This window comes from Kitasatospora sp. NBC_01287, from assembly GCF_026340565.1.
GTDB lineage: Bacteria > Actinomycetota > Actinomycetes > Streptomycetales > Streptomycetaceae > Kitasatospora.
Window position 1 is genome coordinate 456138 of sequence record NZ_JAPEPB010000001.1, and the last position, 21854, is coordinate 477991.

25 protein-coding genes and 2 pseudogenes are annotated in these 21854 nt (G+C 72.2%); 8 read left to right on the forward strand and 19 right to left on the reverse strand.

Annotated features, from left to right (window positions below; translation table 11 throughout):
- Nucleotides 1-134: 134 nt before the first annotated feature.
- The 3 genes from OG455_RS01615 to OG455_RS01625 form a co-directional block, all read right to left on the reverse strand.
- Nucleotides 135-746 (reverse strand): hypothetical protein, encoded by a 612-nt coding sequence (locus OG455_RS01615; RefSeq protein WP_266289346.1) that lies wholly within the window; start codon nt 744-746, stop codon nt 135-137.
- A 278-nt stretch (nt 747-1024) separates the two neighbouring features.
- Nucleotides 1025-1846, reverse strand: coding sequence for a ferritin-like domain-containing protein (locus OG455_RS01620; RefSeq protein ID WP_266289348.1), 822 nt, complete (start codon nt 1844-1846; stop codon nt 1025-1027).
- Nucleotides 1843-2724 carry a ferritin-like domain-containing protein gene (locus OG455_RS01625; RefSeq protein ID WP_266289350.1) on the reverse strand — a complete coding sequence of 294 codons (882 nt, stop codon included), beginning with the start codon at nt 2722-2724 and terminating at the stop codon, nt 1843-1845. Before OG455_RS01625 ends, OG455_RS01620 begins: the two co-directional genes overlap by 4 nt.
- Before the next feature lie 389 nt (nt 2725-3113).
- Here OG455_RS01625 and OG455_RS01630 point away from each other — a divergent pair, with 389 nt between their 5' ends.
- Nucleotides 3114-3758, forward strand: coding sequence for a DedA family protein (locus OG455_RS01630; RefSeq protein WP_266289352.1), 645 nt, complete (start codon nt 3114-3116; stop codon nt 3756-3758).
- A gap of 49 nt (nt 3759-3807) precedes the next feature.
- Here the strand turns inward: OG455_RS01630 and OG455_RS01635 are convergent, their stop codons facing one another.
- Nucleotides 3808-4203 carry a transglycosylase SLT domain-containing protein gene (locus OG455_RS01635; RefSeq protein WP_266289208.1) on the reverse strand — a complete coding sequence of 132 codons (396 nt, stop codon included), beginning with the start codon at nt 4201-4203 and terminating at the stop codon, nt 3808-3810.
- 633 nt (nt 4204-4836) lie between these two features.
- Between OG455_RS01635 and OG455_RS01640 the strand changes: the two genes are divergently transcribed.
- Nucleotides 4837-5061: a hypothetical protein gene (locus OG455_RS01640; protein ID WP_266289354.1), complete on the forward strand. Its 225-nt coding sequence runs from the start codon at nt 4837-4839 to the stop codon at nt 5059-5061.
- Nucleotides 5062-5198: 137 nt separating this feature from the next.
- On the opposite strand, the gene OG455_RS01645 is transcribed toward OG455_RS01640, so the two are convergent.
- The 3 genes from OG455_RS01645 to OG455_RS01655 form a co-directional block, all read right to left on the reverse strand.
- Nucleotides 5199-5465, reverse strand: a complete 267-nt coding sequence (locus OG455_RS01645) for a metal-sensitive transcriptional regulator (RefSeq protein WP_266289356.1) — start codon at nt 5463-5465, stop codon at nt 5199-5201.
- Nucleotides 5466-5916: 451 nt separating this feature from the next.
- The gene (locus OG455_RS01650; RefSeq protein WP_266289358.1) at nt 5917-6300 is read right to left on the reverse strand and encodes a hypothetical protein; all 384 of its coding nucleotides are present in this window, start codon (nt 6298-6300) and stop codon (nt 5917-5919) included.
- A gap of 407 nt (nt 6301-6707) precedes the next feature.
- Nucleotides 6708-7382 (reverse strand): hypothetical protein, encoded by a 675-nt coding sequence (locus tag OG455_RS01655; protein ID WP_266289360.1) that lies wholly within the window; start codon nt 7380-7382, stop codon nt 6708-6710.
- Between the two features lie 248 nt (nt 7383-7630).
- Between OG455_RS01655 and OG455_RS01660 the strand changes: the two are divergent.
- Nucleotides 7631-7807 (forward strand): annotated as a pseudogene (locus OG455_RS01660) (histidine phosphatase family protein); the annotation flags it as partial.
- A gap of 43 nt (nt 7808-7850) precedes the next feature.
- Here the strand turns inward: OG455_RS01660 and OG455_RS01665 are convergent.
- The 4 genes from OG455_RS01665 to OG455_RS01680 all read right to left on the reverse strand — a co-directional run bounded on the left by OG455_RS01665 (nt 7851) and on the right by OG455_RS01680 (nt 11395).
- A complete protein-coding gene (locus tag OG455_RS01665; RefSeq protein ID WP_266289362.1) occupies nt 7851-8057 on the reverse strand; it encodes a hypothetical protein in 207 nt (68 codons plus the stop codon).
- Between the two features lie 116 nt (nt 8058-8173).
- A complete protein-coding gene (locus OG455_RS01670; RefSeq protein ID WP_266289364.1) occupies nt 8174-8941 on the reverse strand; it encodes a MerR family transcriptional regulator in 768 nt (255 codons plus the stop codon).
- A 110-nt stretch (nt 8942-9051) separates the two neighbouring features.
- The gene (locus tag OG455_RS01675; protein ID WP_266289366.1) at nt 9052-10518 is read right to left on the reverse strand and encodes a glycosyltransferase family 39 protein; all 1467 of its coding nucleotides are present in this window, start codon (nt 10516-10518) and stop codon (nt 9052-9054) included.
- Between the two features lie 88 nt (nt 10519-10606).
- Nucleotides 10607-11395, reverse strand: a complete 789-nt coding sequence (locus OG455_RS01680) for a TetR/AcrR family transcriptional regulator (RefSeq protein WP_266289368.1) — start codon at nt 11393-11395, stop codon at nt 10607-10609.
- A 130-nt stretch (nt 11396-11525) separates the two neighbouring features.
- On the opposite strand from OG455_RS01680, the gene OG455_RS01685 reads away from it, so the two are divergent.
- Nucleotides 11526-12359 carry a DUF2785 domain-containing protein gene (locus tag OG455_RS01685; RefSeq protein ID WP_266289370.1) on the forward strand — a complete coding sequence of 278 codons (834 nt, stop codon included), beginning with the start codon at nt 11526-11528 and terminating at the stop codon, nt 12357-12359.
- A gap of 60 nt (nt 12360-12419) precedes the next feature.
- Here OG455_RS01685 and OG455_RS01690 read toward each other — a convergent pair whose 3' ends face one another.
- On the reverse strand, nt 12420-15770 hold the full coding sequence (locus tag OG455_RS01690) for a tetratricopeptide repeat protein (protein WP_266289372.1): 3351 nt from the start codon (nt 15768-15770) through the stop codon (nt 12420-12422).
- Nucleotides 15767-16231, reverse strand: a complete 465-nt coding sequence (locus OG455_RS01695) for a hypothetical protein (protein WP_266289374.1) — start codon at nt 16229-16231, stop codon at nt 15767-15769. Before OG455_RS01695 ends, OG455_RS01690 begins: the two co-directional genes overlap by 4 nt.
- 233 nt (nt 16232-16464) lie before the next feature.
- Here OG455_RS01695 and OG455_RS01700 point away from each other — a divergent pair.
- Nucleotides 16465-16764, forward strand: a pseudogene (locus tag OG455_RS01700) (nuclear transport factor 2 family protein); the annotation flags it as partial.
- A gap of 99 nt (nt 16765-16863) precedes the next feature.
- Here OG455_RS01700 and OG455_RS01705 read toward each other — a convergent pair.
- Entirely contained in the window at nt 16864-17742 is an 879-nt protein-coding gene (locus tag OG455_RS01705) for an acyl-CoA thioester hydrolase/BAAT C-terminal domain-containing protein (RefSeq protein WP_266289376.1), read from the reverse strand.
- Between the two features lie 235 nt (nt 17743-17977).
- Between OG455_RS01705 and OG455_RS01710 the strand changes: the two genes are divergently transcribed.
- Entirely contained in the window at nt 17978-18406 is a 429-nt protein-coding gene (locus OG455_RS01710; protein ID WP_266289378.1) for a DUF4240 domain-containing protein, read from the forward strand.
- A 455-nt stretch (nt 18407-18861) separates the two neighbouring features.
- Here the strand turns inward: OG455_RS01710 and OG455_RS01715 are convergent, their stop codons facing one another.
- The 5 genes from OG455_RS01715 to OG455_RS01735 all read right to left on the reverse strand — a co-directional run bounded on the left by OG455_RS01715 (nt 18862) and on the right by OG455_RS01735 (nt 20670).
- Complete coding sequence (locus tag OG455_RS01715; RefSeq protein WP_266289380.1) at nt 18862-19371, reverse strand: pyridoxamine 5'-phosphate oxidase family protein; 510 nt, start codon at nt 19369-19371, stop codon at nt 18862-18864.
- Between the two features lie 129 nt (nt 19372-19500).
- Nucleotides 19501-19791, reverse strand: a complete 291-nt coding sequence (locus tag OG455_RS01720; protein ID WP_266289382.1) for a hypothetical protein — start codon at nt 19789-19791, stop codon at nt 19501-19503.
- Nucleotides 19792-19952: 161 nt separating this feature from the next.
- Nucleotides 19953-20189: a hypothetical protein gene (locus OG455_RS01725; RefSeq protein ID WP_266289384.1), complete on the reverse strand. Its 237-nt coding sequence runs from the start codon at nt 20187-20189 to the stop codon at nt 19953-19955.
- Between the two features lie 32 nt (nt 20190-20221).
- Complete coding sequence (locus OG455_RS01730) at nt 20222-20437, reverse strand: hypothetical protein (protein ID WP_266289386.1); 216 nt, start codon at nt 20435-20437, stop codon at nt 20222-20224.
- Nucleotides 20434-20670 carry a hypothetical protein gene (locus OG455_RS01735; protein ID WP_266289388.1) on the reverse strand — a complete coding sequence of 79 codons (237 nt, stop codon included), beginning with the start codon at nt 20668-20670 and terminating at the stop codon, nt 20434-20436. The genes OG455_RS01730 and OG455_RS01735 overlap by 4 nt, the downstream gene beginning before the upstream one ends.
- Before the next feature lie 98 nt (nt 20671-20768).
- On the opposite strand from OG455_RS01735, the gene OG455_RS01740 reads away from it, so the two are divergent.
- Both OG455_RS01740 and OG455_RS01745 read left to right on the forward strand, forming a co-directional pair.
- Entirely contained in the window at nt 20769-21596 is an 828-nt protein-coding gene (locus tag OG455_RS01740; protein WP_266289390.1) for a helix-turn-helix transcriptional regulator, read from the forward strand.
- Nucleotides 21593-21784, forward strand: a complete 192-nt coding sequence (locus OG455_RS01745; RefSeq protein WP_266289392.1) for a DUF397 domain-containing protein — start codon at nt 21593-21595, stop codon at nt 21782-21784. The genes OG455_RS01740 and OG455_RS01745 overlap by 4 nt, the downstream gene beginning before the upstream one ends.
- The last annotated feature ends 70 nt before the right edge of the window (nt 21785-21854 follow it).

Consider the following 21854-nt stretch of genomic DNA (forward strand, 5'->3'; position numbering starts at 1 on the left):
GGCTGTGGGAACGGGGGCTGTGAGGTCGAGGCATCCGGGGGCGAGGTGTGCCGGGTTCGCGGCTACTGCTCCTCGTTCGCCATGACTGCTCCTTCCGTTGGGGCGTTCGGGCGTTGGGGCGCTGCGCTTGGGACTCAGGCGCCGCCCGGCCGGTCAGCTGTGGTCACCCGACGCCCGGGCCTGCGGTCGGTCAGCCGGCGGGCAGCCGTGCGCTCCGTAGTGGCCACCGGGTCGCGGCCCGCCACGTCGAGCGCCATCTCGCGCAGGGCCAGCAGCGCGCCGCGCAGTTCCTCGGTGCCCGCGCCGGTGGTGCGGGCCCGCTCCAGGGTGCCGAGCGCGAGGCGGTAGGGCGCCAGCAGCGGCGCGTGGTCGACCGAGAGCGCGGCCTGCCGCCCCTGCCCGGGGTAGCCGACCCGGTCGAGCAGCTCGCCGAGCATCTGGTCCGCCACCTTCACGGCTCGCAGCGGGTCGTCGACGAACCGCACCTGCAGGCCCCGGAAGGCGTCGACCACCTGCTCGCGCTCGGCGGCCGAGAGGGCCTGCAGCCGAAGAGTGCGATGGCGGTGCAGACGGTCCGTCAGTTCGTTCTCCGCGGCGGAGACTTCGCCATCGTGGTGGAGCAGCGCCCGGTCGTACTCTCCGGCGAACCGCCGGCGCAGGCGCGCGGTCCGCAACCGCGGCACGGCGAGGGCGAAGCCCGCCGCGACAGCGAGCACCACCACGACCAGAAGCAGAAGCGCGATCATCTCAGGTCCTTCCCGTGCGAGGCCGCAGCACGGGCCGGAAGCGGCCCGCCGCCCCTTCGGCTTGCCGCGATCCGCGACCGCAAACCTCGCCCGGACAGGGGTGATGGTCGCCGCGGAGCGGGCGGGCGGCGGAGAGGTGGGCAGCGGAGCGGGCGGGCGGCGGAGAGGTGGGCAGCGGAGCGGTGGGCACTCCGGAGGCGAGCACAGAGAGGCGCGTGCCCGGATGCGAGGGGAGTCGACCTTTCGCTTGCGGGCACGCGCCGGTTCCGGGACGGGACTCAGACGGTCAGCAGGCTGGGACTGGCGGCCTTGTCCGTGGGCAGGAAGTCGTCCGGGACGGGGTACTGGCCGAGCACGTAGTTGAGGATCGCCGCGTGCATGGCCTCCACCGGGGCGATGGTGGCGGCGGTGGCGATCCCGCCCGGGCTGGTGACGTTGTAGGTCGCGAAGAGGTAGGTCTGCGCGGCCTGGTCCTCCAACTGCAGCGCGAGCTTGGCGACGTCGCCGACCGTGCCGGCCTGCCCGAGGGCGGCCAGGGTGGCGGGCTGGTCGGAGAGCGGCACACCGGTGATGGCCGGCTTGCCGGCCCCGGTCAGCACCGCGTTCCAGGCCTTCGCGTGGTCGGCGTGCTGCCCCATCGCGGTGGTGATGAAGGTGGCCACCGCGGGGGGCACCGTGCCGAGCTTGCCGGCCTTCGCCGCGTCCAGGGCCGCCTGGTAGGCGCCCACCGCCTGGTTCTCCAGCGCGGTGGCCAGCGCCACCACCTTCAGGTCCCCGGTGTACTGGCCCGTCGCGGAGCCCGAGGCCCCGGCGGAGGGCATGGCCGAGCCGGTCGGCGCGGCCGACGAGCTCGACTTGGTGCCACTGGAGCAGGCGGCCAGGGTGAGCGCGACCGCCGCCCCGCCGGCTCCGAGCAGGAACCGGCGCCGCCCCGCGTCGCGCGGCTCGGCGCTCCGGCCCCGGAGCTCCGCGGCCAGGTCCAGGGCACTGGCGCGCATCGCGGGCAGCGTCTCCTGGTGGGCCTCGTGCAGGTCACCCGTGAGCCGGGTGAGTTCACGCTCGCTGATGGGCAGCTCCCAGCCGCCCTTGGTGCTCGTCACTTGACGGCCCCTTCGCTGATCGGGGAAGCGCTGTCGGTCTTGTAGAAGGCGTCGGGGAACCCGACGCTGCCCGCGGCCGCCGGCAGCTTGGCCGGGTCCACCGGGATCGTGATCAGGTCCGCCGCGTTGCCCGCCAGCAGGGCCTGGACCGCCAGCAGCACCGAGCGGTGCTGCGCCTCCACCGGCGCCACCGAGGCGAACAGCCTGCGCAGCTGCGCGTCGCTCACCTGCGTGACGTTCTTGGTGTAGGTCTGGGCCGCCACGTCCTCCAGCGTGATCGCCAGCTTCACCACATCCGCCGGGCCCTGGATCGAGGGCAGCATCTGGTCCACGATCGCCTTGTACTTGGGATCGGGGTCATGCTGCGCCTGGCCGCCGGCCGTGGTGGCGGCGGCGTTGAACGCCTGGGCGTGCGCCTGGTGCTGGCTGGTGGTCTTGGCGATGAACGCCGCCACCGTCGCGTTGCCGTTCTTGATGAACGACAGGCCCGCGGCGGTCTGGTAGACGCTCACCGCCAGGTTCTCGATCGACGCTGCGGTCTGCAGCGCCATGATGTCGTCCGTCGAGACCGAGCCCGAGCCCGAGGCAGCGCCGGAGCCCGAGGCAGCGCCGGAGCCCGAGGCAGCGCCGGAGCCCGGGGCAGCGGCCGACGGGGAGGCGGAATCGGCGAACGCGCGCGAGGATCCCAGCAGCGCGGCCACTCCCGCCCCCGCCAGCACCCCGCCGCGCTGCCACCAGCGCCGGCGGTCCGACTCGGCCGCCTCCCCGAAGTCGACCAGCGCGCTCCGCGTGATCCGCAACGCGTCGCTGTTCAAGTCCTCCGACTGCTCGGTGAGTTCACCGAGCAGTCGGGTGTCGATGTGCTCTGCGGCCATCATGTCCCGTCTCAGGTCAGGAACCCGTCTCCACCGCGGGCCCGTATGCCGTCGATTCGGCACGCCCCAGGGCGCGGATTGGCCTCCGGGGCGGGCAACTCCAGGATTCGCCCGCAGGGGTGAGACGGCCCGTACCCGGGGACGGTGTTCGGACAGGCGACCGAGATCCGTGAGCACCCGCTTCAGGCCCCCCCGGGGGGCGGACAGCGGGACGGACAGCGGGCACGGACGGCGAGACGCCCACCGGAGGCGGGGCGCTCGGCGCTCGGCGCTGGAGACGGGGACGGGGACGGGGACGGGGCGGCGGAAGGCCGGCTCGGCGGATCGCGCGCCGTGGTCGGCCAGAGCGGTCTACAGTGGGCAGAAGATCACCTGGCCGGGTGGGGGTGAGGATGACCTCGGCGCTCGACTTCACCAGCGGTTCCTCGCTGCTCGCCGCCTACGGCGCCCTCGCGGTGCTGCTGGTGACCTTCGCCGAGGCGGGCCTGCTGGTGGTCGGATTCTTCGTCCCGGGCGACACCCTGCTCTTCCCGGCCGGGGTGCTCTGCGCCTCCGCCCCCACGGCCGCCACGCACCACGGTCCCTACCTCACCCTCTGGCAGGTGCTGCTCTGCGCGGCGGTGGGCTCGCTGGTGGGCACCCAGGTGGGATTCCTGATCGGCCGGCACGGCGGCCAGGCCCTGCTCTCCCGCAGCCGCAGCGCCCGGCTGAAAAGCGTGGCGGTCCGCTCGGAGGACCTGCTGGACCGCTACGGCCAGCGCAAGGCGATCGTGCTGAGCCGCTTCGTGCCCATGGTGCGCACCGTGCTCGGCCCGCTGGCCGGCGCACTCCGGGTACCGGTCCGCACCTTCACCCTCTGGCAGGTGGTCGGCGGACTGCTCTGGACGCAGACCACCGTGCTGGCCGGCTACGCACTGGGTGCCTCGGTCCCCGGCATCGACAACTACCTGCTGCCCGTGGTGCTGGGCCTGGTCGTACTGACAACGCTGCCGCTGCTCCTCTCCAAGCGGAGGAGCAGCGGCAGCGGGGAGCGTTAGCGAGCTGTGGCCGTGGCAGCAACTGTGGCTGTGGCAGCAGCTGTGGCTGTCAGTAGTTGTGGTGGATCTGCCAGTACGCCCACGCCTGGTTCGGGCTGCCGTACCGCGAGTTCATGTAGTCGTACGCCCACTTGATCTGCGTACCCGCGTTGGTCTGCCAGTCCGCACCCGCCGACGCCATCTTCGAACCCGGCAACGCCTGCGCCAGACCATACGCACCCGAGGACGGATTCGTCGCCGTCACGTTCCAACCACTCTCATGCGCGATGATCTGGTCGAACGACGCCAACTGGTCACCCGGCACCACACTCGCCGCGATCTCCTGCGGCGTCGCCGCCGACGCGGCCGACGGAGCCACAGCGGCACCCAACGCCGCGATACCAGCAGCCGAAACAAGAAGAGCAGCAGACTTACGCACACGAGAAGCAGAGAAAACGGCGTTCAAACTACAACCTCAATCAGACAGGGCACAGCCCACCCGCACCGCACACGGACGGCGCACGAACAACAAGGGCGGAAAGCACCAGGCACCCGACACACAACGGCACAGGCACCCAACGGAAGCCACGACCGGACCGGAAGACCCGGACACCGCGGCTCGGCGACTGGACCAATTGTTAGCAACCACCACCACCCCCGCCAAGACCCCCCACCTACGACCCACCCCCGTAGACCACCCACCCCCACCACACCCCCCGAACCCACCCCGCTACCCCCCAACCCACCACCCAAACCACCCCGAACCATAAAAAACCGGACACCCCGACCACCGCCCCCACCAGCACGAACACCCCCACCACCCCCACCCCACGGACCAACCCCACCCCAAACCCCCAACCACCGAAAACCCCACCCACCACCACCAACGACCCCCCGTAGTACTCCCGAAACCCGCGTGAGGACCATCACCAACCAACCCCACCCGAGGCCCGGTTGAGCCTGGTTCCAACGTGTCCGCCGCCACTCTCAGCCGACCGCCGCCATCGTCGACAAATACCCCCAGGGGTATGGTTGGCATACTGATCAACCACACCCGCCCCCGCCCTGTCCCCGGGCGGCCACGAGAGGACATCGCGCCATGTGCCGACGCACCAACTGCCGCACCTGCGGAAAGCCCGGCTACGCCGGATGCGGCATGCACGTCGACCAGGTCCTGGCCGGCGTACCGAAGGGTGACCGGTGCGCCTGCGACCAGAGCAGCGGCGCGAAGAAGGGCGGCGGCGAGGGCAACGGTGGAGCAATCGCAGCAGCCAGGACCGCCCGCAAGGGCCCTGGGCTCTTCAGACTCTTCCGCCGCGGCTGATCATCGGGCGCATCCGTGGACCCGACCGCCACCAGGTCGGGTCGCTGCCCGGAGGCTGCCGGGCTGCCGGGCTGCCGGCCCAATGCCCTACCGCCGCCAGAGCTGCCCTGCCGCCCTGCTGCCGCCGGCCCGCCCCGTCAGGCCAGTGCCAGGAAGAGCTTCTCCAGTTCGGCCTCTGTCATCGGCGGCGCGTCACCGTCCGCCGCGGCCATGCACTGGCGCATCCCGCTGGCCACGATCTTGAACCCGGCACGGTCCAGTGCCCGGGAGACCGCGGCGAGCTGGGTGACCACATCCTTGCAGTCCCGCCCGGCCTCGATCATCGCGATCACCCCCGCGAGCTGACCCTGAGCCCGGCGAAGCCGGTTGAGCACCGCACCCACCGCGTCGTCGTCCACCTGCATGAGCCGCCTCCTGAGCGATGAACCTTCTCAATGCCGGACCAAGTCAATGATTGACCTTCTCAGCGCCTGACGATCAGCAGGATTGATGATCTCAATGATTGACAACCTCAAGGCTTGATCACTTCAATGATCTGAACATCGATGGTCGGTGCACTTATGGCCAGCCTGTCGACGATCTACCTTCTTCATGATCGACTTACTCGATGATAGATCCACCGAGCCGCTGGTCGGCCGACCGTGCCCATGAGCCGCAGATCGTGCTCTTCATGGCTGGAGGCTCGCCCGATGTCGGTAGTGGCCGTGGCGCGCTCGGGCCTGCCGGTCCTACCGGGCCTGCCAGACCCGCTGTCGCCGGCGGCGGGGGTGTGGCCCCGGCGTTCGCGGGCGGGCGACCGGCAGCGGCGGCGAGCAGGGCCCCGCGCCCGGTTCGCGAACCCGAGGGCGCCCTCTGTCAGCGGACGGGGTCAGGACCGAGCGATTCGATCCAGGACGCGAAGTCGGCGAACACGACGTCGAAGTCCGCAGGATCCAGATCGCCCAGATCGGAGGAGAACACGGCGGAGTCCGGATCACCGGCGCGCAGGAGGAATCCGCGGCCACCGCTGTCATCACCGACGAGGAGGAAACCCGGTGCGTACTGGGCGACTTCGTAAGTGGCGTTGCGTTCGCCGATGCACCCTGCCGAGTACACCGCGATGCCCGACGCGGCGAGCAGGCCGTCCCGCACGCTCCACAGGGCCAGCAGCGAAGCCGGCAGGCTCATCGCGGTCTCGGCCCGCGCCCGCACCACATCACCCGGCGTCGCCGCCGTCGGCCTCGAAACCGACCCCGTCATTCTGCACCCCGATCAGGCTACGGCCGCCCCGACAAGCATCGGCCGGACAGCTCCTGACGGCAATCGCCATCTGATCGCGCGTCAATGACTCGCAGGAGCGCCGCAGTTGATTCCCTCCCCGTCGCACGGTAGCGAAGCCGGCAGGCTCATCGCGGTCTCGGCCCGCGCCCGCACCACATCACCCGGCGTCGCCGCCGTCGGCCTCGAAACCGACCCCGTCATTCTGCACCCCGATCAGGCTACGGCCGCCCCGACAAGCATCGGCCGGACAGCTCCTGACGGCAATCGCCATCTGATCGCGCGTCAATGACTCGCAGGAGCGCCGCAGTTGATTCCCTCCCCGTCGCACGGTCGGGTTCCTCAGCCGCCGGCGCTCGTCAAGTGCCTTATGACCGCCATCGGGTTCCTCAGCCGCCGGCGCTCGTCAAGTGCCTTATGACCGCCATGAGTTCGTCGGGCAGCGAGATGCTCATGATCCGAGTCTGCCGGTCGAAGACCGTGATCGATGTCAGGGTGCCGGCACGCCACCAGAACACCCGGGGCGAGAGGCGTCCGGGGCCGTCCTCGTAGGCGCCCTGCCCGAACTGGGCCAGGGCGTTGACGGCCTCGACCACGTGCCGGTCGGTGAGCGGGTAGTACACGAGATTGTGCCGGTTCGGGACGACGAGCAGCACACCATCGGCCGGAAGCTCGGGGCCGCCGGCAGCCCGCACCGCCTCGTCGAAGACGAGCACCTTGCTGGCCGCGAACACCGACTCCGGGTGGCCGAGGATGTGAAGGACCGCGCCACCGGGGAGATCGAGGAAGTCGTAGTTGACCGGCGCGCTGAGCAGGTTGGCACGCGCGGCCGCCATGAGGGTGTCCCACGCGACCAGGGACACGTCGCGGTCGTCGAGGACGCGGACGTTGTCCGGAGTGTCGAGGACCACGCCCATCAGGAGGTCCGTGGCCAGCGGGTGCAGGTAGCTGAACTGCCCTCGTGCATCCGCTGGTATCGATTCCTCGGCGACCAGCCGCAGGTACACGTTGCGCAGGGGGTCCGAGGCGCTGCTGCGGCTGGTGTGGGCTGACAGGTCGGTCATGCGCGGCTCCTTGGGTGCGTGCGGCCGCGGCAAAGTGCCGGGCTCGTATGGCGGGTTGGCCCGTTCGCGACTCACAGGTAGTCAACCCACGAACAATCAGATCACACGGTCCCGCGCCGCCCGCACCAACCCTCCGGCAGCCGACGGCTCCGGCAGCCCCCAGCCCACGGGCAGCCGTCACCGCCGGGAACCGCGGCCGGAGGGGACGGCGTCCACTCCTGGGCGACACACGAGATCGTTAGTGGGCGCGAAGGAGTTTGGACGCGCCGAACTGGCGCTGGCTCGGCCTCAACCACTGCAACGCCGCCCTGACGGTCATCCGGTTCGCCCCCGGCCGTCCCGCCTGCGTCCTCTTCTACAACGACATGCGGCATCTGCCCACCGAGCTGCGCCGGACCGGCTTCCCGCCCGAGTCGCACATCTGAGCAGCTCAATCGTGGAATGACCAGCGGTGCGGCGGGGCACGCGTCAGCGTCCGGTTCGGCGAACCCTGCGGGCGGCGCCGGCCAGGCCGGTAGCGGTGATCGCGCCCAGGACGGCGATGGCGATCAACATCCCGGGGACCGCGCCCCAGGGGGCTTCTCCGGTGGCGGCCAGCAGCGCGTACAGGCCGACCGCCAACAGGAGGGGGAGGCCGGCGAAGAGGGTGGTGCGCAGGTGGGCGGCAGTGCTCATGGTGCTGCTCCTTCGGTCGCAGTGAGGTGCGGTGGGGTGAGTGGGGGTGAGTGGGGGTGAGGTGGGGGCAGGGTGGAGATGGAGGTGGAGGTGGAGGTGGCCGAGCGGACCGGCCGTCAGGCGGTGCGGCCGCGTGCGTGCTCCAGGTAGGAGCCGAGGTCGTGCCAGGCGTCGGCCGGTGCCCCGGGGTCGCCGGACAGTGCGGCGGGGTCCTCGTGCCAGGCGGCCCGCACGCCGGCCGAGATGTCGCTGTCGCCGCCGGTGAAGAGCACGCCCAGTTCGTCCATCCGGGCCACCAGCTTTCGGACCTGCGGGTCGGTGGGCGGCGTGCCTGCCACCCGCAGCCGCTCGGCCCGGCGGTAGAGCTCCGGCCACTCGACCTCCAGCAGGTAGTGCATGGCCGGTCCCAGAGCGGCCGCGCGCTTCCGCAGGACCTGCAGCTGGTCGCCGTCCAGGTGGCGGCGCAGCACGGTCTCGCTCTGCGGATCGACGGCGCTGAGGGCCGCGAGCGCGGCGAACAGATCGCCGCTGGAAGGCATTCGACCGCAGGTCAGCTCCGAGCTGAGCCGATGCAGCCGCTCGCGCAACTGGTCGAGTCCGGCGATGGTGGCCTCCACCCCCGCCAGGTGGTCCTGGACCAGCCGTACCGGGTCGACTCCGCTGTCCAGGCAGGTCGCGATCGTCTCCAACCCCAGGCCCAGGCTGCGCAGGGCGAGGATCTGGTAGAGCCGGGCGACGTCCTGCTCACTGTAGGAGCGGTGCCCGCCGGCGGTCCGCTCCGAGGGCGTGAGCAGGGCGATGGTGTCCCAGTGGTGCAGCGTACGGACGGTCAGCCCGCTCGCCTGCGCGAGTGGGCCCACCTTCCAGGTGGTGGAGGAAGTCATGCCACTACTGTGCGACCTCACGTCGCGTGAGGTGCAAGCCCCCGAGCGCGGGAGGCGGGAGGCGGGTGGCGGGTGGCGGGTGGCGGGAGCCGGGAGCCGCGAGCAACCGCTCAGTCGAAGTGGACGAGGGCTGGCCAGATTTGGGACCAGGTGCCGCGTGGCCGGCTGCAGACGTAGATCGCGGCGTGATGCTCCACCTCCTCGTCGTGCACCCCGTTCATCCGGATCGGGGCGACTTCGGTGACCTCGGCCCACGCCAGGCGCAGCTGGTCGGGGCGGAACTCGCCCACGCACAGGGCGACGTCCGGGCGTCCGGGTGGCGGACCCCAGAGGGCGTAGGTGTTCTGCGCGGTGAGCACCGGCTGCCGCAGGCCCTGTGCCGGGCCGAGGATCGTCAGTGCGCCCGCCTCGCCGTAGTTGCTGGTGAAGACCGGGGTTCCGGGTGGCAGCGCGGCGGCGGCCTGCCGCACCTGCTCGACGAACCCGGGCCATCCGTAGGTCTCGACCACCGTCGGGTTCAGCACCGCCACGGCGTTGGCCGCGCTCACCGGCAGCACCGGCAGCCCGGTCAGCACCGCGGCCAGTGCGGAAACTCCGATCAGCGGCACTGCGGTACGGCCCCATCCCCTCCCCCGGCCCCGACCCCGACTCCGGCTCCACTGTGTCGACTCCAACCGCACCGCCCCCGCCGCGAAGAGCCCGACCACCACCGGGCCCGGGTAGTACGCCTTCCCCCCGCTCGCGGTGAACACCACCACCGCCACCACCGCGACCACCAGCACCCACCGGTGCGCGCGGCCGGCCGGGGACGCCAGCCAGCGGGCACCGAGCACCCAGAGCACCAGCAGCGGCGGACCGGCCAGCACCACGAGCAGCGGCAGCTGTTCCAGGGAGCCGAGTTGGCCGCCCTGTTCGGCAGAGAGCGCGCGGGCCATCCGCAGGTTCGGCCAGCCGTGCGCGGCGTCCCAGATCACGTTCGGCGCGGCCAGTGCGAGCGTCACGACCCCGGCGAGCCACGGTCCGGCGGTTCGCAGCGCCTCGCGCCGCAGCAGCGCCAGACCGACCACTATGCCGAGCAGCAGTACGGCCGGTGTGTCCTTGTTCTCCAGGCCGATGCCCGCAGTCGCCCCGGCGGCCAGCCAGGACCCCGTGGTTCGCAGCCGCAGGGCGCGGGCGACCAGGACCAGCACGGCCACCCAGACCACCTGGTCCAGCACCGTCGTGCCGAACAGCAGCGACGCGGCCACGAACAGCGGGCAGGCGGCGACCGCGGCCGCGGTGACGGTCTGCGCGCGGCGGCCACCGCCGAACTCGGCCGCCAGCATGGGCGCGAGCAGCACACAGCCGACCTGCGCGGCCACCGCCAGCACCCGCAGCGGCAGCACGCCGCCGGGTAGCGCCGTGGCGAGCCGGGCGAGCAGCGGAGCCAGCGGCGGCTGGTCGGCGTAGCCCCAGGCCAGGTGGCGGCCGCAGATCACATAGTAGAACTCGTCACGGTGCCAGCCGTAGCGCGTGGCGACCGCCAGGTGCACGGCCGCCACGGCCGCGGCGACCAGCCACACCGGGCGCCACGCCATCCGCCCACGGCCGGGCGCCGAAGGGGTGGCGGATAAGGCCGATGCGGATTCGGACAAGGCTGATGCGGACAAGGCGGATTCAGCGGTGTCAGTCATGGCTTTCCTCTGCGATTGGGAAGGCGGCGACCAGCAGGTGGCGCACGGTGCGGCGGCAGTCGTCGTCGGTCAGCATCCGCGAGTCCGGGTCGCCGTGGCGGTGCATGGCGAACCAGGCGACGGTCTCGACGATGAACCGGGCGGCGACCGGCACATCGGGTACCGGGCGCAGCAGGCCTGCCGCGATCCGGGCGGCCAGGTAGGTGCCGACCTGTTCGACCATCGCGCGCCGCCGCTGCACGAAGTACCACTGGGCCAGCTCGGGCAGGTGCTCGGCACACCTCTCCACCAGTTGCAGCGCCAACCGGTTCCGCTCGACGAACGCGTACAACTCGTCCACCACGGAGCCCAGTTCCGCAGCCGGCGACAGTTCGGACGAGCCGGACGGACCGGACGAGCCGGACGGACCGGACGAGCCGGACGGACCGGACGAGCCGGACGGACCGGACGAGCCGGACGGACCGGACGAGGCCCTGGCCAGCACGGGCAGCGCGGTCTCGTCGCCCGCCCAGGACTCGACCACCGCGATGACCGCTTCCGCGGTCGGGGTCGGCACCGGCACGGCCAGCCCGGGCACCGCGTCCGGCCGCAGCACCCGCACCAGCGCCAGGTGGAGCAGGGCCTGCTTGCTCTTCACGTAGGTGTAGACCGCGCCGTGGCTGAGCCCGAGCTCGGCCGCGACGTCGGAGATGCCCGCGGGATGGAAACCCCGTGCCAGGAACACTCGCACCGCCGCGTCGGCGATCTCTTCCAGTGGCCGTATCGGCATCCGTCCGCGCATGGGTCGACCATAGACTGACTGAGTCAGTCACTCAAGTCCGAGGACGCACGAGCCGCACGGCGGCAACGCCCCGCAACCACCCCGCCAACCCCCCGAAGGAGCTCCGGACCAGGTCACTAGGCTGCACGTCATGACGACCTGGCAGACCCTCCTCGCCGACCCGATTGACCCGATTGACCCGATTGGCCCAGCCGACCCGAGCGACCCGGCCGCCCCGGCCTTCCGCCCGACGCCCGAGCTGGTCGCCGAGGTCAGCGCCGCACTGCGCTCGCCCGACCCCGTCGTGCGGGACGACCAGGCCTTCGTGCTGCTGGCCCGCTGGATCCCGGACCTGCCGACGGCGATCCGGCACTCCCTCGGCACCGAGATGGCGGCCAGGTTCACCGACCCCGAGATCCAGAGCCGGACCTTCGCGCCCCTGGTCCTGGCCGCGCTGGTGCGGCACGGTGCGTACGACCCGGCATGGCTGGCGGCGTTCGCGCGCTGGTACCCGGCGGAGACGGATCTGCGCGGCTACGACCCGGAGTTGGGCTGGCTGCACGCGGCCGCGCACGGCGCGGACCTGCTCGGTGCGCTGGGCCGCTGCCCGCAGGCGGATCCGGTCCCGCTGCTGGAGCTGGCCGTGGCCCGCCTGCTCGCGCCGACCGAGCACCTCTTCGACGCGATGGAGGACGACCGGCTCGGCCTCGCGATCGCCCTGACCCTGACCAGAGCGGAACTGACAGAGCGTCAGGCAGTTGACTGGCTGCGGCCGATCACCGCCGAGTTCCGGTCCGGGCAACCCGGTCCGATGCCCGCGCACGCGTCCAACACCATGCGGACGCTGCGCGTGGTCCACCTGCTCGCCAGCCGTGGGGTGCGCCCGCACCCGTACACCGGCGACGCGGTGGAGCTGCCGCACGCGGCGGCGGTGCGCGAAGCGGTGGCCGCGGTGCTCGCCATCGCCGCGCCGTACGCCGGGTAGGCCCTCGGCGGGCGGTCAGGAACAGCCGGCAGGGCGGGCGGGGTCACCCCACCCCGGGGTTCAGCGGGCCTCCCGCTCCCGGCGGGCAGCGGCCGCCTCCTCGGCCCGGCCCAGCACCTCCAGCACCGCGGCGTGCACGGTCAGGAAGTCGGGCAGGCCGGGGAACACCTGGTGCTCGCCCGACTCCTCGGGCGCCAGCAGCCGGGAGGCGCGGACCGCCTCGCCACTCGCCCCCAGCGCCTCGGCGAGCTCCACCCCCGCCAGCACCCGCACCAGCGCGAAGGCCTTCAACCCGTGGGCGCAGTCGGCCAGGTGGGCCTGCCGGTCCGTCCGGGCGAGCCGCGCGAGCGCCGCCACGCCCTGCCGCGTCGCGAGCAGCGCCTGGTCCACCCGGCCCGCCTGCGAGAGCCGCAAGCCCAGCAGGACCGCTCCCCGGGCGAGTTCGGCCCGGTGGGGCACCGGGTCGTCACGGGCGGCCGTGCGGAGCGCGTCGAGGGCGAGGGTGGTCAACCGCAGCGCCTCCGGGGCCCGCCCGACCTCGACCAGGTGCAGGCCGTACAGCGCCACGGAGCGCAGCAGCATGGGGAGTTCGGCCGCCGCTCCGGCCGCCGCGGCGGCGCCGCGTACCGCCACCTCCTCGGCCAGCCGCGCGAAGGACTCGTCCTGGCGACCGGCGCGGGCGAGCAGGATGCCGACGGTGCGCAGGGTCTGCGCCAGCCGGGGCCGGTGCGCGGCGGGGTCCGCCTGGGCCAGGCGGCGGCGCACGGTCACCTCCTCCTCGACCGCCGCCAGGGCTTCCCTGTGCTGTCCGAGTCGGCCGTGCCAGTGACCGAGGATGAAGAGCGCGGTGGCGAAGTCGGGGAGGTGGGCGGGATTGCCGCCGGCCAGGGGGCGGAAGAGGTCGACCGCCCGTTGCGCGTGGGTGAGCCCGTCGGGCGAGCCGTCGCCCCCGTCGCCCCCGTCATCGCCGCCGCTCTGCGAGAGGCGGATGCTGAGGTTGGTCAGCGACTTGGCCAGCCCCGGCAGGTGGAGCACCGGATCGGACCCGGCCAACCGCTCCCGGGCCGCCAGTGCCTCCCGCGTCGCCGCCAGGGCCTCCTGCCGCTGCTCCCGTCGGGCGAGGAGATTGCCGAGGTTGTCCCAGGCCATCGCCAGCCGGGGCAGATGGGCGGTGGGGTTGACCTCGACCAGCCGCCGCTGGAGGGTGACCGCTTCCTCGCAGGCGGCGAGCGCCTCGTCGAGCCGGTTCGCGTTGGTGAGGCGCAGGCCGTGGTTGATCAGGGTCATCGCCAGGTCCGGCAGGTGCCGGTCCGGGTCGGTCTCCACCAGTCGGCGGCCGAGTTCGACAGCCTCTGCGGCGACGTCCAGGCCCTCCTCCCAACCGCCGGACTCCGAAAGGTTGTTGCTCAGATTGGTCAGAGCCGTGGCCAGCTCCGGCAGATACCGATCGGGTTCGCTCGCCAGCAACCGCCGGTAGACGTCGACCACTTCCCTCCCTGGCACCACCGCCTCCCCGGCCCGGCCGAGCCGGAGCAGCAGGGTGCCCTGGTTGTTCAGCGCCCTGGCGAGGTCGGGCAGCTGTGCGGCGGGATCGGCCTCGGCGAGCCGCCGGTACAGATCGACGGCCTCCCGCGCGGGCGCCCACGCCTCCTCGTAGCGGCCCGCCTCGATCGCGGCGGCGGCCAGGGTGTTGACCGCCGTCGCGAGGTCCGCCAGATGTCCGGGATCGGCCGCGGCGACCTCCCGGTACAGGTCGACGGCCTCCCGCGCCGGTGCCAGGGCCTCGGCGAGCAGGCCCGCGTTGCCGTACCGCCAGGCGAGATTGCGCAGCAGCTGGGCCCGCTCCTCGGGGGCGAGCGCTCCGGCGGCGAGCCGATGACGGGTCAGCCGCCTGGTCAGCACCGCCGCGGCGAGGTCGAGGTCGACATGGCGCCGCTTCGGCAGGTGCGGCGCGATCCGCTCCAGGACAGCGCTCGGCAACTCCGCCAGCTCGCACAGGCGCAGCAGCGCGGCGCCCCCGGCGGCGGGGGCCAGGGCGGGCCGGCGCAACAGCATCGGCACCAGTTGGGCGGGCACGAGGTGCGGCCAGCGGTGGGCGGCCTCGATCACCACGGTGAGCACCTGGCGGGTCCAGGCGAGCGGCTCGCCGTCGACGGGATGTTCGAGCAGCAGCGCCGGAGCCACCGCGGCCCAGGAGTCGGTCGCGTGGTAGTTGGTCGTCTCCTCGCGGCCGGGCAGGGTGAGGGCGAGGAAGTCCTCGGCCAGACGGTCGGGCGCCAGGGCCTCGAAGACCAGGCCCTCGTCCTGCGGCGGGTAGCACCGGGCGTGGTCGGCCACCACCTGGGCGGCCCCGGCGGCGTCCGCCACGGCGGCGCGGCTCAGCGCCGTGACCGCCTCGGCGGGCGGCAGCGGCCGGGTGAGGGTGGCGAGGTAGACCGCGCGGCGCAGCACCGCCTCGCCGGTGCGCAGCGGACCGCGACCCCCGTCGTGGAAGGACCGCCAGTGGTCGTGCTCGCGATCCAGCAGGTACGAGGAGAGCGCGGCCAGATCCCGGCCGGACGGCGGCGCCACGCCCCGGCGCGCGGCGTCCACATCGACCAGCGCCTTCATGTGCACGGCCAGGGTCAGGGCGAACTGGGGATCGTCGAGTTCCTCGGGGACGCCCAACTCGGCGGGCTCCGCGAGGTCCAGGGCGGCACCGAAGCTGTCGCGGGCCGAGGTGTAGATGCCGCCGCGCACCCGGGGGTCGTCCGGCAGCGCCGCCAGCGGCAGGGCTCCGGTCTCGAAGACGTCCAGCTTGACGAGTTGATGCTCCAACCGCTGCCACCACTCCCCCGCCGGGCGGGCCAGCAGCAGGATCCGCAATCGGTCGCGGGCCGCGTCCCGGTGCTGACCCACCAGGGTGATCAGGTCCGCCAGCGGCCAGCGCTCCGCGTAGTCGACCACCAGCACCAGGCCGGGTTGACGCACCGTCAGACTCTCGTCGCCTCCGCCGGCGGAGGCGACCTCGCTGCGGTGGCGCGCCTGTGCCACTGTCCAGCCCGCTCGCGCCGAGCGCGCGGCGAACTCGGCGGCCAGCCGGGTCTTGCCGCGCCCGCCCTCGCCGTGCAGCAGGCGCACCGACAGGCCCGGCGGCGCGCCGTCCCGCCAACCCGCCAGCGACTCCAGCTCCGGGCGCGGGAAGAACGGGACGACCTGGTGACGGGCCGTCAGAAGGCGGCTGGGAACGCGGGCCAGGCCGGGGGCGGGCGCGGCCGGGCGGGCGAGCGGGTACGGCTCCACGCGGTAGGGCGGCGTGCCACGGTAGATGTAGTTGTACTGGTCGCCGTTCTGGACCGCGTTCGCCCGACCGCCGAGTGCGGTGACGTTCTGCGTGAGGACGGTGCCGTTCGGCAGGGCGCTCTCGCTCACACGCTCGCCTCGCCCTCGGGCCCCTCCTGGCGCGGCCTGTCCATGAAGTGGTTGTACTGGTTGCCGCCCTGCACCACGTTGGCTATCGCGTGGCCCGAGACCCTGACGTTCTGCGTCGAGCCCCGCGCGTCGGCCGGCAGGCGGCTCTGGACCAGGTCGATGAGCTCCTTGAGGTCGGCGACGGCCTGCGGGTCCTCACTCAGCAGGGCCAGCAGCCGGCGCCGCCACGGTCCGACCAGCTCCGAGCGGGCGGCGTCGGCGTCCTCCCCCGCCACCAGGGCCGCGTCGTTGTCCAGTTGCCGTTCGACCTCGCCCGCGCTGTGCCCGCGCCGTTGGAAGAACCGGGCGGTCCAGCCCCGGGTGGCCTGCCAGGCGTCGGTGCCCATCGCGGCCGCCACGGTCGAGGCTCCGGTCAAGGCCAGGGCCTCGACCAGCTGTTGTGCTTCCTGTGGGTCGGGCATCGGGTTCCCCTCGGTTGATTCCGGATTCCGGATTCCGGATGACGTGCGACACCTCAGATCATTGCGCTCAGGCGTCGGAAGCGCAGGCGTTCGTCACACCTCCGCCCAGGTGCCCCCGGTCTGCTCAAGTGCTCCCGGTGCTCCCGGTGCTCCCTGGACGAACGAGGGCACACCCTGCATGATCAATCAACTGGTGACCATCCCGGAGAACCACCCCGGAGACCGTCGTCGAACGCCAGCTCGCCGCCTACAACAGCCATGACCTCGAAGCCTTCGCGGCGACGTACGCCCCCGACGTCCGCGTCAACCGTCGCGGCGGCGACCACCTGCTCGGGCGCGACGCCGTGCGGGAGGCGTACGCCGACTTGTTCGCCAAGGGCCGCTGCCAGGCCGAGATCGTCGGCCGGCTCACCGAGGGCGACTGGGTGGTCGACCGCGAGATCGCCCACGGCATCAACGACGACCCGCTCCGCGTGCTGGTCGCCTACCGGATCCGCGACGGCCTGATCGACCGCGTCGACTTCCTCGGCTGACATCCGCCGGTCCTCCCCGCGAGGAGGCCGCGCCGCAGGGCCGACGCCTCGCGCGCGCAAGCCCGCCCGGCAGTGACACCACGGCGGGGCCGGCACCTGTCAGCGGGAGTTGGCCTCGCTCTGCCCCGGATGGAGCAGGCCGAGGATGGGGGCCCAGGCCGCTTCGCCGAGCAGGGCATCGCCGCGGGCCGTCCCTCCGTACGCGAAGATCTCCGAGGGCGCGGCGGGGCCTTCACCCGGGAAGCGCGGCCGGTGTCCGGCGTCGTCGCGGGTCACCAGGTGGACCGGGGCGCCGGCTGCTCGGCGGCGCGCGGCCAACTGCTCGGCATACCGCAGGGAAGGCCACATCTCGTCGTCGCCGCCGGCGACGAGCAGGATGTCGGCGGACGCCTTCTCCACCGGGATCGCGGCGGCGTCCAGCCGCCCGGCGTAGGTCCGCTCGCTGAGTTCGTACCAGCCGCGGATCGCCACCGGACCATCACCTTGCTCCACGGGCTGCCAGGAGTCGCCGTCCGCCGGGACGAAGGGCAGCGGCTGCCCCTGCCAGGTCCAGGAGGACCTCCAGGGCCGGTCCCGCCCGTCGAGCCCCGGCCCCACGTTGCACCAGGCCAGCGAGGTCGGAGAGATGGCCACCACCGCGTCGACGCGCGGCTCGTGGACCGCGGTGAGCAGCGCGGCCTCGGCGCCCTTGGACCAGCCGAGGAGGCCGACGCGCCGCGCTCCGTGAGATCGCAGCAGGTCGGCGGCCGCGACGAACGTCTCCAGCGGCACCTCGCAGATACCCGGCGGCTGGCCCGGTCCGCCGTACCAGCGTATGGCCAGAGCGAGGAGACCCTGCTCGGCGAGAAGCCGCGCTCGTTGACGGTCCACCCGGCCGCTCGACCCGGCCAGTACGACGACACCCGCACCGCTGCCCGCGGTCGGCTCCATCAGGACCCCTTCCCAGGGGGCCGTCAGCTCGTGTTCGACGACGATCACGGTGTCGTCTCTCCTCTCTCGGCAGGGAATTCACTTGGAGCGAGGCTATCGACACCCCGACGGACCCCGTCCTGCGGGCCCGCACGGTCCGCGGGCATCACCTGCGGGTACTCTGCGGCGGTCACAGGTGGTTCCGCACAGGTGGTTCCGCACGGGTGGTTCCGCACGCGGCGCGGGGACCGGAGAAGCCGTGCCGCCCGCTGGACTGTCACAGCCCTCCTCCATGCTGTCCGCCATGAACGAGGACTCTTTTTGGCAGCTCATCGAGGAGTGCACGCCCACCGGGGCCGATCCGGACGCGGAACGGCTCGCCGCCGCTCTGGAGGCCAGGCTGATGAACGGCCCGCTGGCGGACGTCGTGGAATTCGCCGAGCAACTCTCCTGGGCCCTGTACCGACTCGATCGCAAGGAGTACGGCACCAGGGCGTCGGGTGACGCGTTCCTCTACACCCGCGCCGCCGTCGTGGCCAGCGGTCGAGCCGAGTACGAGGCGGTACTGAAGGACCCCGCCCTGTTCTCGCCGTACGCGGACGACTTCATCTGGGCCGAACCGCTGCTGTACGTCCCGGACACCGCCTACGAGGGCCTGAGCGGCCATGAATGGGACCGCGACACCCGCTACAGCTACGAGTCGTACTCCAACTCGGAAGGCTGGGCGGACTAGGGCGTGTCTGACAATTCCCGCCGGGCGCGCGACGCCGGGCATCCCGCCTGGACGCACCGGCGAAGCACCCAAGTACGACCCAGTACGAGGGAGCTCCGCCGGCACGCCCAGCCGGGCGCCCAACGCCGCGCGCTGATCCGACGGGAATTGTCAGACACGCCCTAGCCAGGACCTTCCGGCGCCCCCTTCCGGTGGACGTGTCCGGGCGATCGCAACCGGCATCTCATCGGAGCGCGACCGAGCGGCTCGTGCCGCGCGTGTCCGAGGCTCGGGACCGTGCGGCGTTCATGGCGCGGATCCACGAGGCCACCGATCGGCCGTCGCCGTCCTCTCCGCCGCCCGTGACGGACCACCATCCGCGAGGTCGCGCTGCTGACACCCGTGCGCAGCCCTTCGGCCCACTGGAGAGGAGCGAGAGGCAAGGACGATATCTCAGCCAGCGCTACAGGGAGTTCCTACGGCACCCCGGCCGCTCCGCCAGTGACCGGCGCGCGCGGCGGATCGAGGCGGAGCCACGCTCCCTCGCGCATGAGGACTCGGCCGCGCAGCTCCGGCTCGCCGCGCCAGGCGAGCACTGTCTTCGGCGCCACCCGGATGTACAGGTACGGGCCTTCCTCCATTCGCGGGTCCCAGCCGAACTTCTCGGCGAACGCGTCCCCGGCGTCCGCCGACACGGCTCGGTCCGAGAAGCACTCCGCCTCCCCCCGCAGGAGCACCACGTCGAAGGCGTCCGGCAGTGCCAGGCGCACCCGCGGCTCGCTCCGCACGTTGCGCGCGGTCGCGGAGGCCTCGCCGGTGCACAGCCACACTGCCTGCCCGTCCCACCGGAACCACAGCGGCACTTGGTGCGGGCCGTGATCCGGATGGCTCGTCGACACCCAGATGTCCCGTTCTTCCGAGAGCCGTTGAAGAGTGTCGCGCCTGCGCTCCGGCACATCACGACGAGCCGTTCCCGTGGTCTGCATGAACGCCGAGCCTAATCAGCGGCTCCGGAGCGCGCACCAGGCATTGGCCCTACGCCCAGCGACCTACGGCCCACCGCGCCCGCGGCTCGGGGCGCGGATGCCGCGCGGTTCGAACGCCCAGTGCGGGCGTCATCCCTCGGCCGTGCTGCCCTGGTGCTCGTGGCCCGTGTCGAAGTAGCGGTCCAGATACGCCTCCTCGTCGAGGGAGCTGTCGCGCAGCAGGGAGAAGACCTCGTCTCCGTCGTCCGGTCGTCCCGCGGTGGCCAGGCGGTAGCACTGGGCCAGCTCCAGGTAGCGATGGCCGTTCTCCCTGGCATAGGTCCGCGCCTCACCTTCCGCCCTGGCGATGGCCTGGTCCATCGAGACGGCCTGCCAGAGCGTCAGGCGCTCCTCGTAGGCGTGCCCTCGAACGCGTCCCACTGGAACACGCAGCGAACCGCGTACCAGTACTTCTCGTCCGCCATGTCCGTGACTGCCATGGGGAGCTCCTTGGGTGACGCACGGCGCCGGGCGTGGTCGACCGGCGCCCAGGACCTGGACAGCCGCCGATTCTCGCCGCCGGGCACGCTCCCCGCAACCGACTACTGGCCGGCGAGTGGCGCAGCGGCGGCCAGGTCGCGGCCCAGGGCGGTGGTGAGGCGGCCGTGGACGGCGCTCATCGCGGCGAGGGTCGCGTCCAACTCGGCGGTGGTCGCGGCGGTTCCGGTGGTCACCTGGCGGTCGAGGTGGCGGCCGAGGGTGCGCAGGTCGGCGAGTGCGGCGTCGCGGTCGAACGGCCGGGGCGGGTGGTTGGCGGGGCGGCGGGCGGGGGTGGCCATCGCGGTTCCTTTCAACTTGCTTTTTTGCTCGGCTACTTGAGGAACGACGCCCGCAGCCGCACACGGTGGAGGTAGCGGGAGGCGCGTTCGAAGCCGTCGACGCAGTAGGGCAGGGTGACCGCGCGGCCGTCCCCGGTGAGGATCTGCGGGCCGGGGGCGACCAGGGTCTGGCGGTCGCAGCAGGAGCAGCGCCCGAACCGCCACTGCCGGTTCGGGGGCAGCGGAATCGACCCGCTCGGGGCGCTCACCGCTTGCCGCGCGGCGGGACGGGATCCAACTCCGGCTGCTGGGGCAGCTGCTGGATCTCGCTCGCCGGGGTCTCCCACTCCGTGCCGCCGCCCGCCGGCCGGAGGAAGACGGTGGGGTGCTTGCCGTACCCGGGGCCCATGTAGACGCCGGTCGCGTCGTGCTTCAAGTCCCGGACCAGCTCGCCGACCTGGGGGGTGTACAGCGCCGTCGGCGGGATTCTGCGCGCGGACATCATCGTCCCTCTCTGTAGTCATTCCACTACCAAGACGATTCACTGTCCCGTAGAGTGAGAGCGCCTTCAACTTGTCAGGCAGGAAGGGAGAGTAGGTCTTGAACCGACTGGAGCTCGATCCCAACGCATCCCCGCGCGCCGCCTTCGGCGCCGAACTCCGTGCCGCACGTGAGGAGATGGGTCTGACGCAGGAGCAGCTGGGCGTGCGCCTGGAGTACTCGTCGACGCATGTCTCGGCCGTCGAGACCGGCCGCAAGCCCCCAACTCCCAAATTCGCGCGCAGAGCTGACCAGGTGTTCGACTCGGGCACCAAATTCGTCGACATGTTCTGGGACATCCGGCGGACGTCGCTGCTGCAGGGCTTCCCCGACTACCTGGCGCATGAGGCACGGGCGGTGGAGTTTCGGCTCTTCGAGCTCGGCATCATCCCCGGCCTGTTGCAGACGCCGGAGTACGCGGCGGCCATCACCACCGGGGCGGTGCGGCGGGGCAGCATCACCCAGGACCAGGCCTCCGAGCGCTTGGCCTTCCTCGCCGAGCGGCAGGCGCGCCTGACCCGGCACCCGGCGCCGCTGATCCACGCGGTGCTGGACGAGAGCTGCCTCCACCGGGTGGTCGGAGGCCGGGCGGTGATGGCCGCGCAGCTGGACAGCCTGCAGGCCTTCGCCGAGTTGCCAAACACAGTCTTCCAGGTGGCCCCGTACGAGATGGGCGAGGCCCGCAGCTTCGATCTGCCGATCAACCTGCTGACCCTGCCGGACCACTCGGTGGCCGCCTACTCGGAGTCGGCCCAACAGGGGCACCTGGAGCGCGATCCCGACGCCGTGCGCCCGCTGCTGACGGCCTACCATCAGCTGCAGGTAGAAGCGCTGTCGCAAGCCGCGTCCGTGGCGCTGCTTCGCAAGGTACGAGAGGAATTCCTATGACCCCCGAGTGGTTCAAGTCCAGCCACAGCAGCAACGGCGGTAACTGCGTCGAGATCGCCGCCAACCTCCAGGGCGTTGTCCCCGTCCGGGACTCCAAGGACCCGCACGGCCCCGCCCTCACCTTCCCCGCCGAAGGCTTCACGGCCTTCATTGCCGAGCTGAAGTCCGGCGGATTCGAAGCCGCGTGATGCCTCGGCAGACTCCGCCCCACGGCCGCGCCCGCCCGCCCGCCATCGGCTCCAGGTAGCAGCGTTGTCC

Excerpts from the sequence above, each read along its gene's own strand:
- OG455_RS01615 (WP_266289346.1), bottom strand. The coding sequence starts at position 746 with ATGATCGCGCTTCTGCTTCTGGTCGTGGTGGTGCTCGCTGTCGCGGCG.
- OG455_RS01625 (WP_266289350.1), bottom strand. The coding sequence starts at position 2,724 with ATGATGGCCGCAGAGCACATCGACACCCGACTGCTCGGTGAACTCACC.
- OG455_RS01630 (WP_266289352.1), top strand. The coding sequence starts at position 3,114 with ATGACCTCGGCGCTCGACTTCACCAGCGGTTCCTCGCTGCTCGCCGCC.
- OG455_RS01640 (WP_266289354.1), top strand. The coding sequence starts at position 4,837 with ATGTGCCGACGCACCAACTGCCGCACCTGCGGAAAGCCCGGCTACGCC.
- OG455_RS01645 (WP_266289356.1), bottom strand. The coding sequence starts at position 5,465 with ATGCAGGTGGACGACGACGCGGTGGGTGCGGTGCTCAACCGGCTTCGC.
- OG455_RS01650 (WP_266289358.1), bottom strand. The coding sequence starts at position 6,300 with ATGACGGGGTCGGTTTCGAGGCCGACGGCGGCGACGCCGGGTGATGTG.
- OG455_RS01655 (WP_266289360.1), bottom strand. The coding sequence starts at position 7,382 with ATGACCGACCTGTCAGCCCACACCAGCCGCAGCAGCGCCTCGGACCCC.
- OG455_RS01665 (WP_266289362.1), bottom strand. The coding sequence starts at position 8,057 with ATGAGCACTGCCGCCCACCTGCGCACCACCCTCTTCGCCGGCCTCCCC.
- OG455_RS01670 (WP_266289364.1), bottom strand. The coding sequence starts at position 8,941 with ATGACTTCCTCCACCACCTGGAAGGTGGGCCCACTCGCGCAGGCGAGC.
- OG455_RS01675 (WP_266289366.1), bottom strand. The coding sequence starts at position 10,518 with ATGGCGTGGCGCCCGGTGTGGCTGGTCGCCGCGGCCGTGGCGGCCGTG.
- OG455_RS01680 (WP_266289368.1), bottom strand. The coding sequence starts at position 11,395 with ATGCGCGGACGGATGCCGATACGGCCACTGGAAGAGATCGCCGACGCG.
- OG455_RS01685 (WP_266289370.1), top strand. The coding sequence starts at position 11,526 with ATGACGACCTGGCAGACCCTCCTCGCCGACCCGATTGACCCGATTGAC.
- OG455_RS01695 (WP_266289374.1), bottom strand. The coding sequence starts at position 16,231 with ATGCCCGACCCACAGGAAGCACAACAGCTGGTCGAGGCCCTGGCCTTG.
- OG455_RS01710 (WP_266289378.1), top strand. The coding sequence starts at position 17,978 with ATGAACGAGGACTCTTTTTGGCAGCTCATCGAGGAGTGCACGCCCACC.
- OG455_RS01715 (WP_266289380.1), bottom strand. The coding sequence starts at position 19,371 with ATGCAGACCACGGGAACGGCTCGTCGTGATGTGCCGGAGCGCAGGCGC.
- OG455_RS01725 (WP_266289384.1), bottom strand. The coding sequence starts at position 20,189 with ATGGCCACCCCCGCCCGCCGCCCCGCCAACCACCCGCCCCGGCCGTTC.
- OG455_RS01735 (WP_266289388.1), bottom strand. The coding sequence starts at position 20,670 with ATGTCCGCGCGCAGAATCCCGCCGACGGCGCTGTACACCCCCCAGGTC.
- OG455_RS01745 (WP_266289392.1), top strand. The coding sequence starts at position 21,593 with ATGACCCCCGAGTGGTTCAAGTCCAGCCACAGCAGCAACGGCGGTAAC.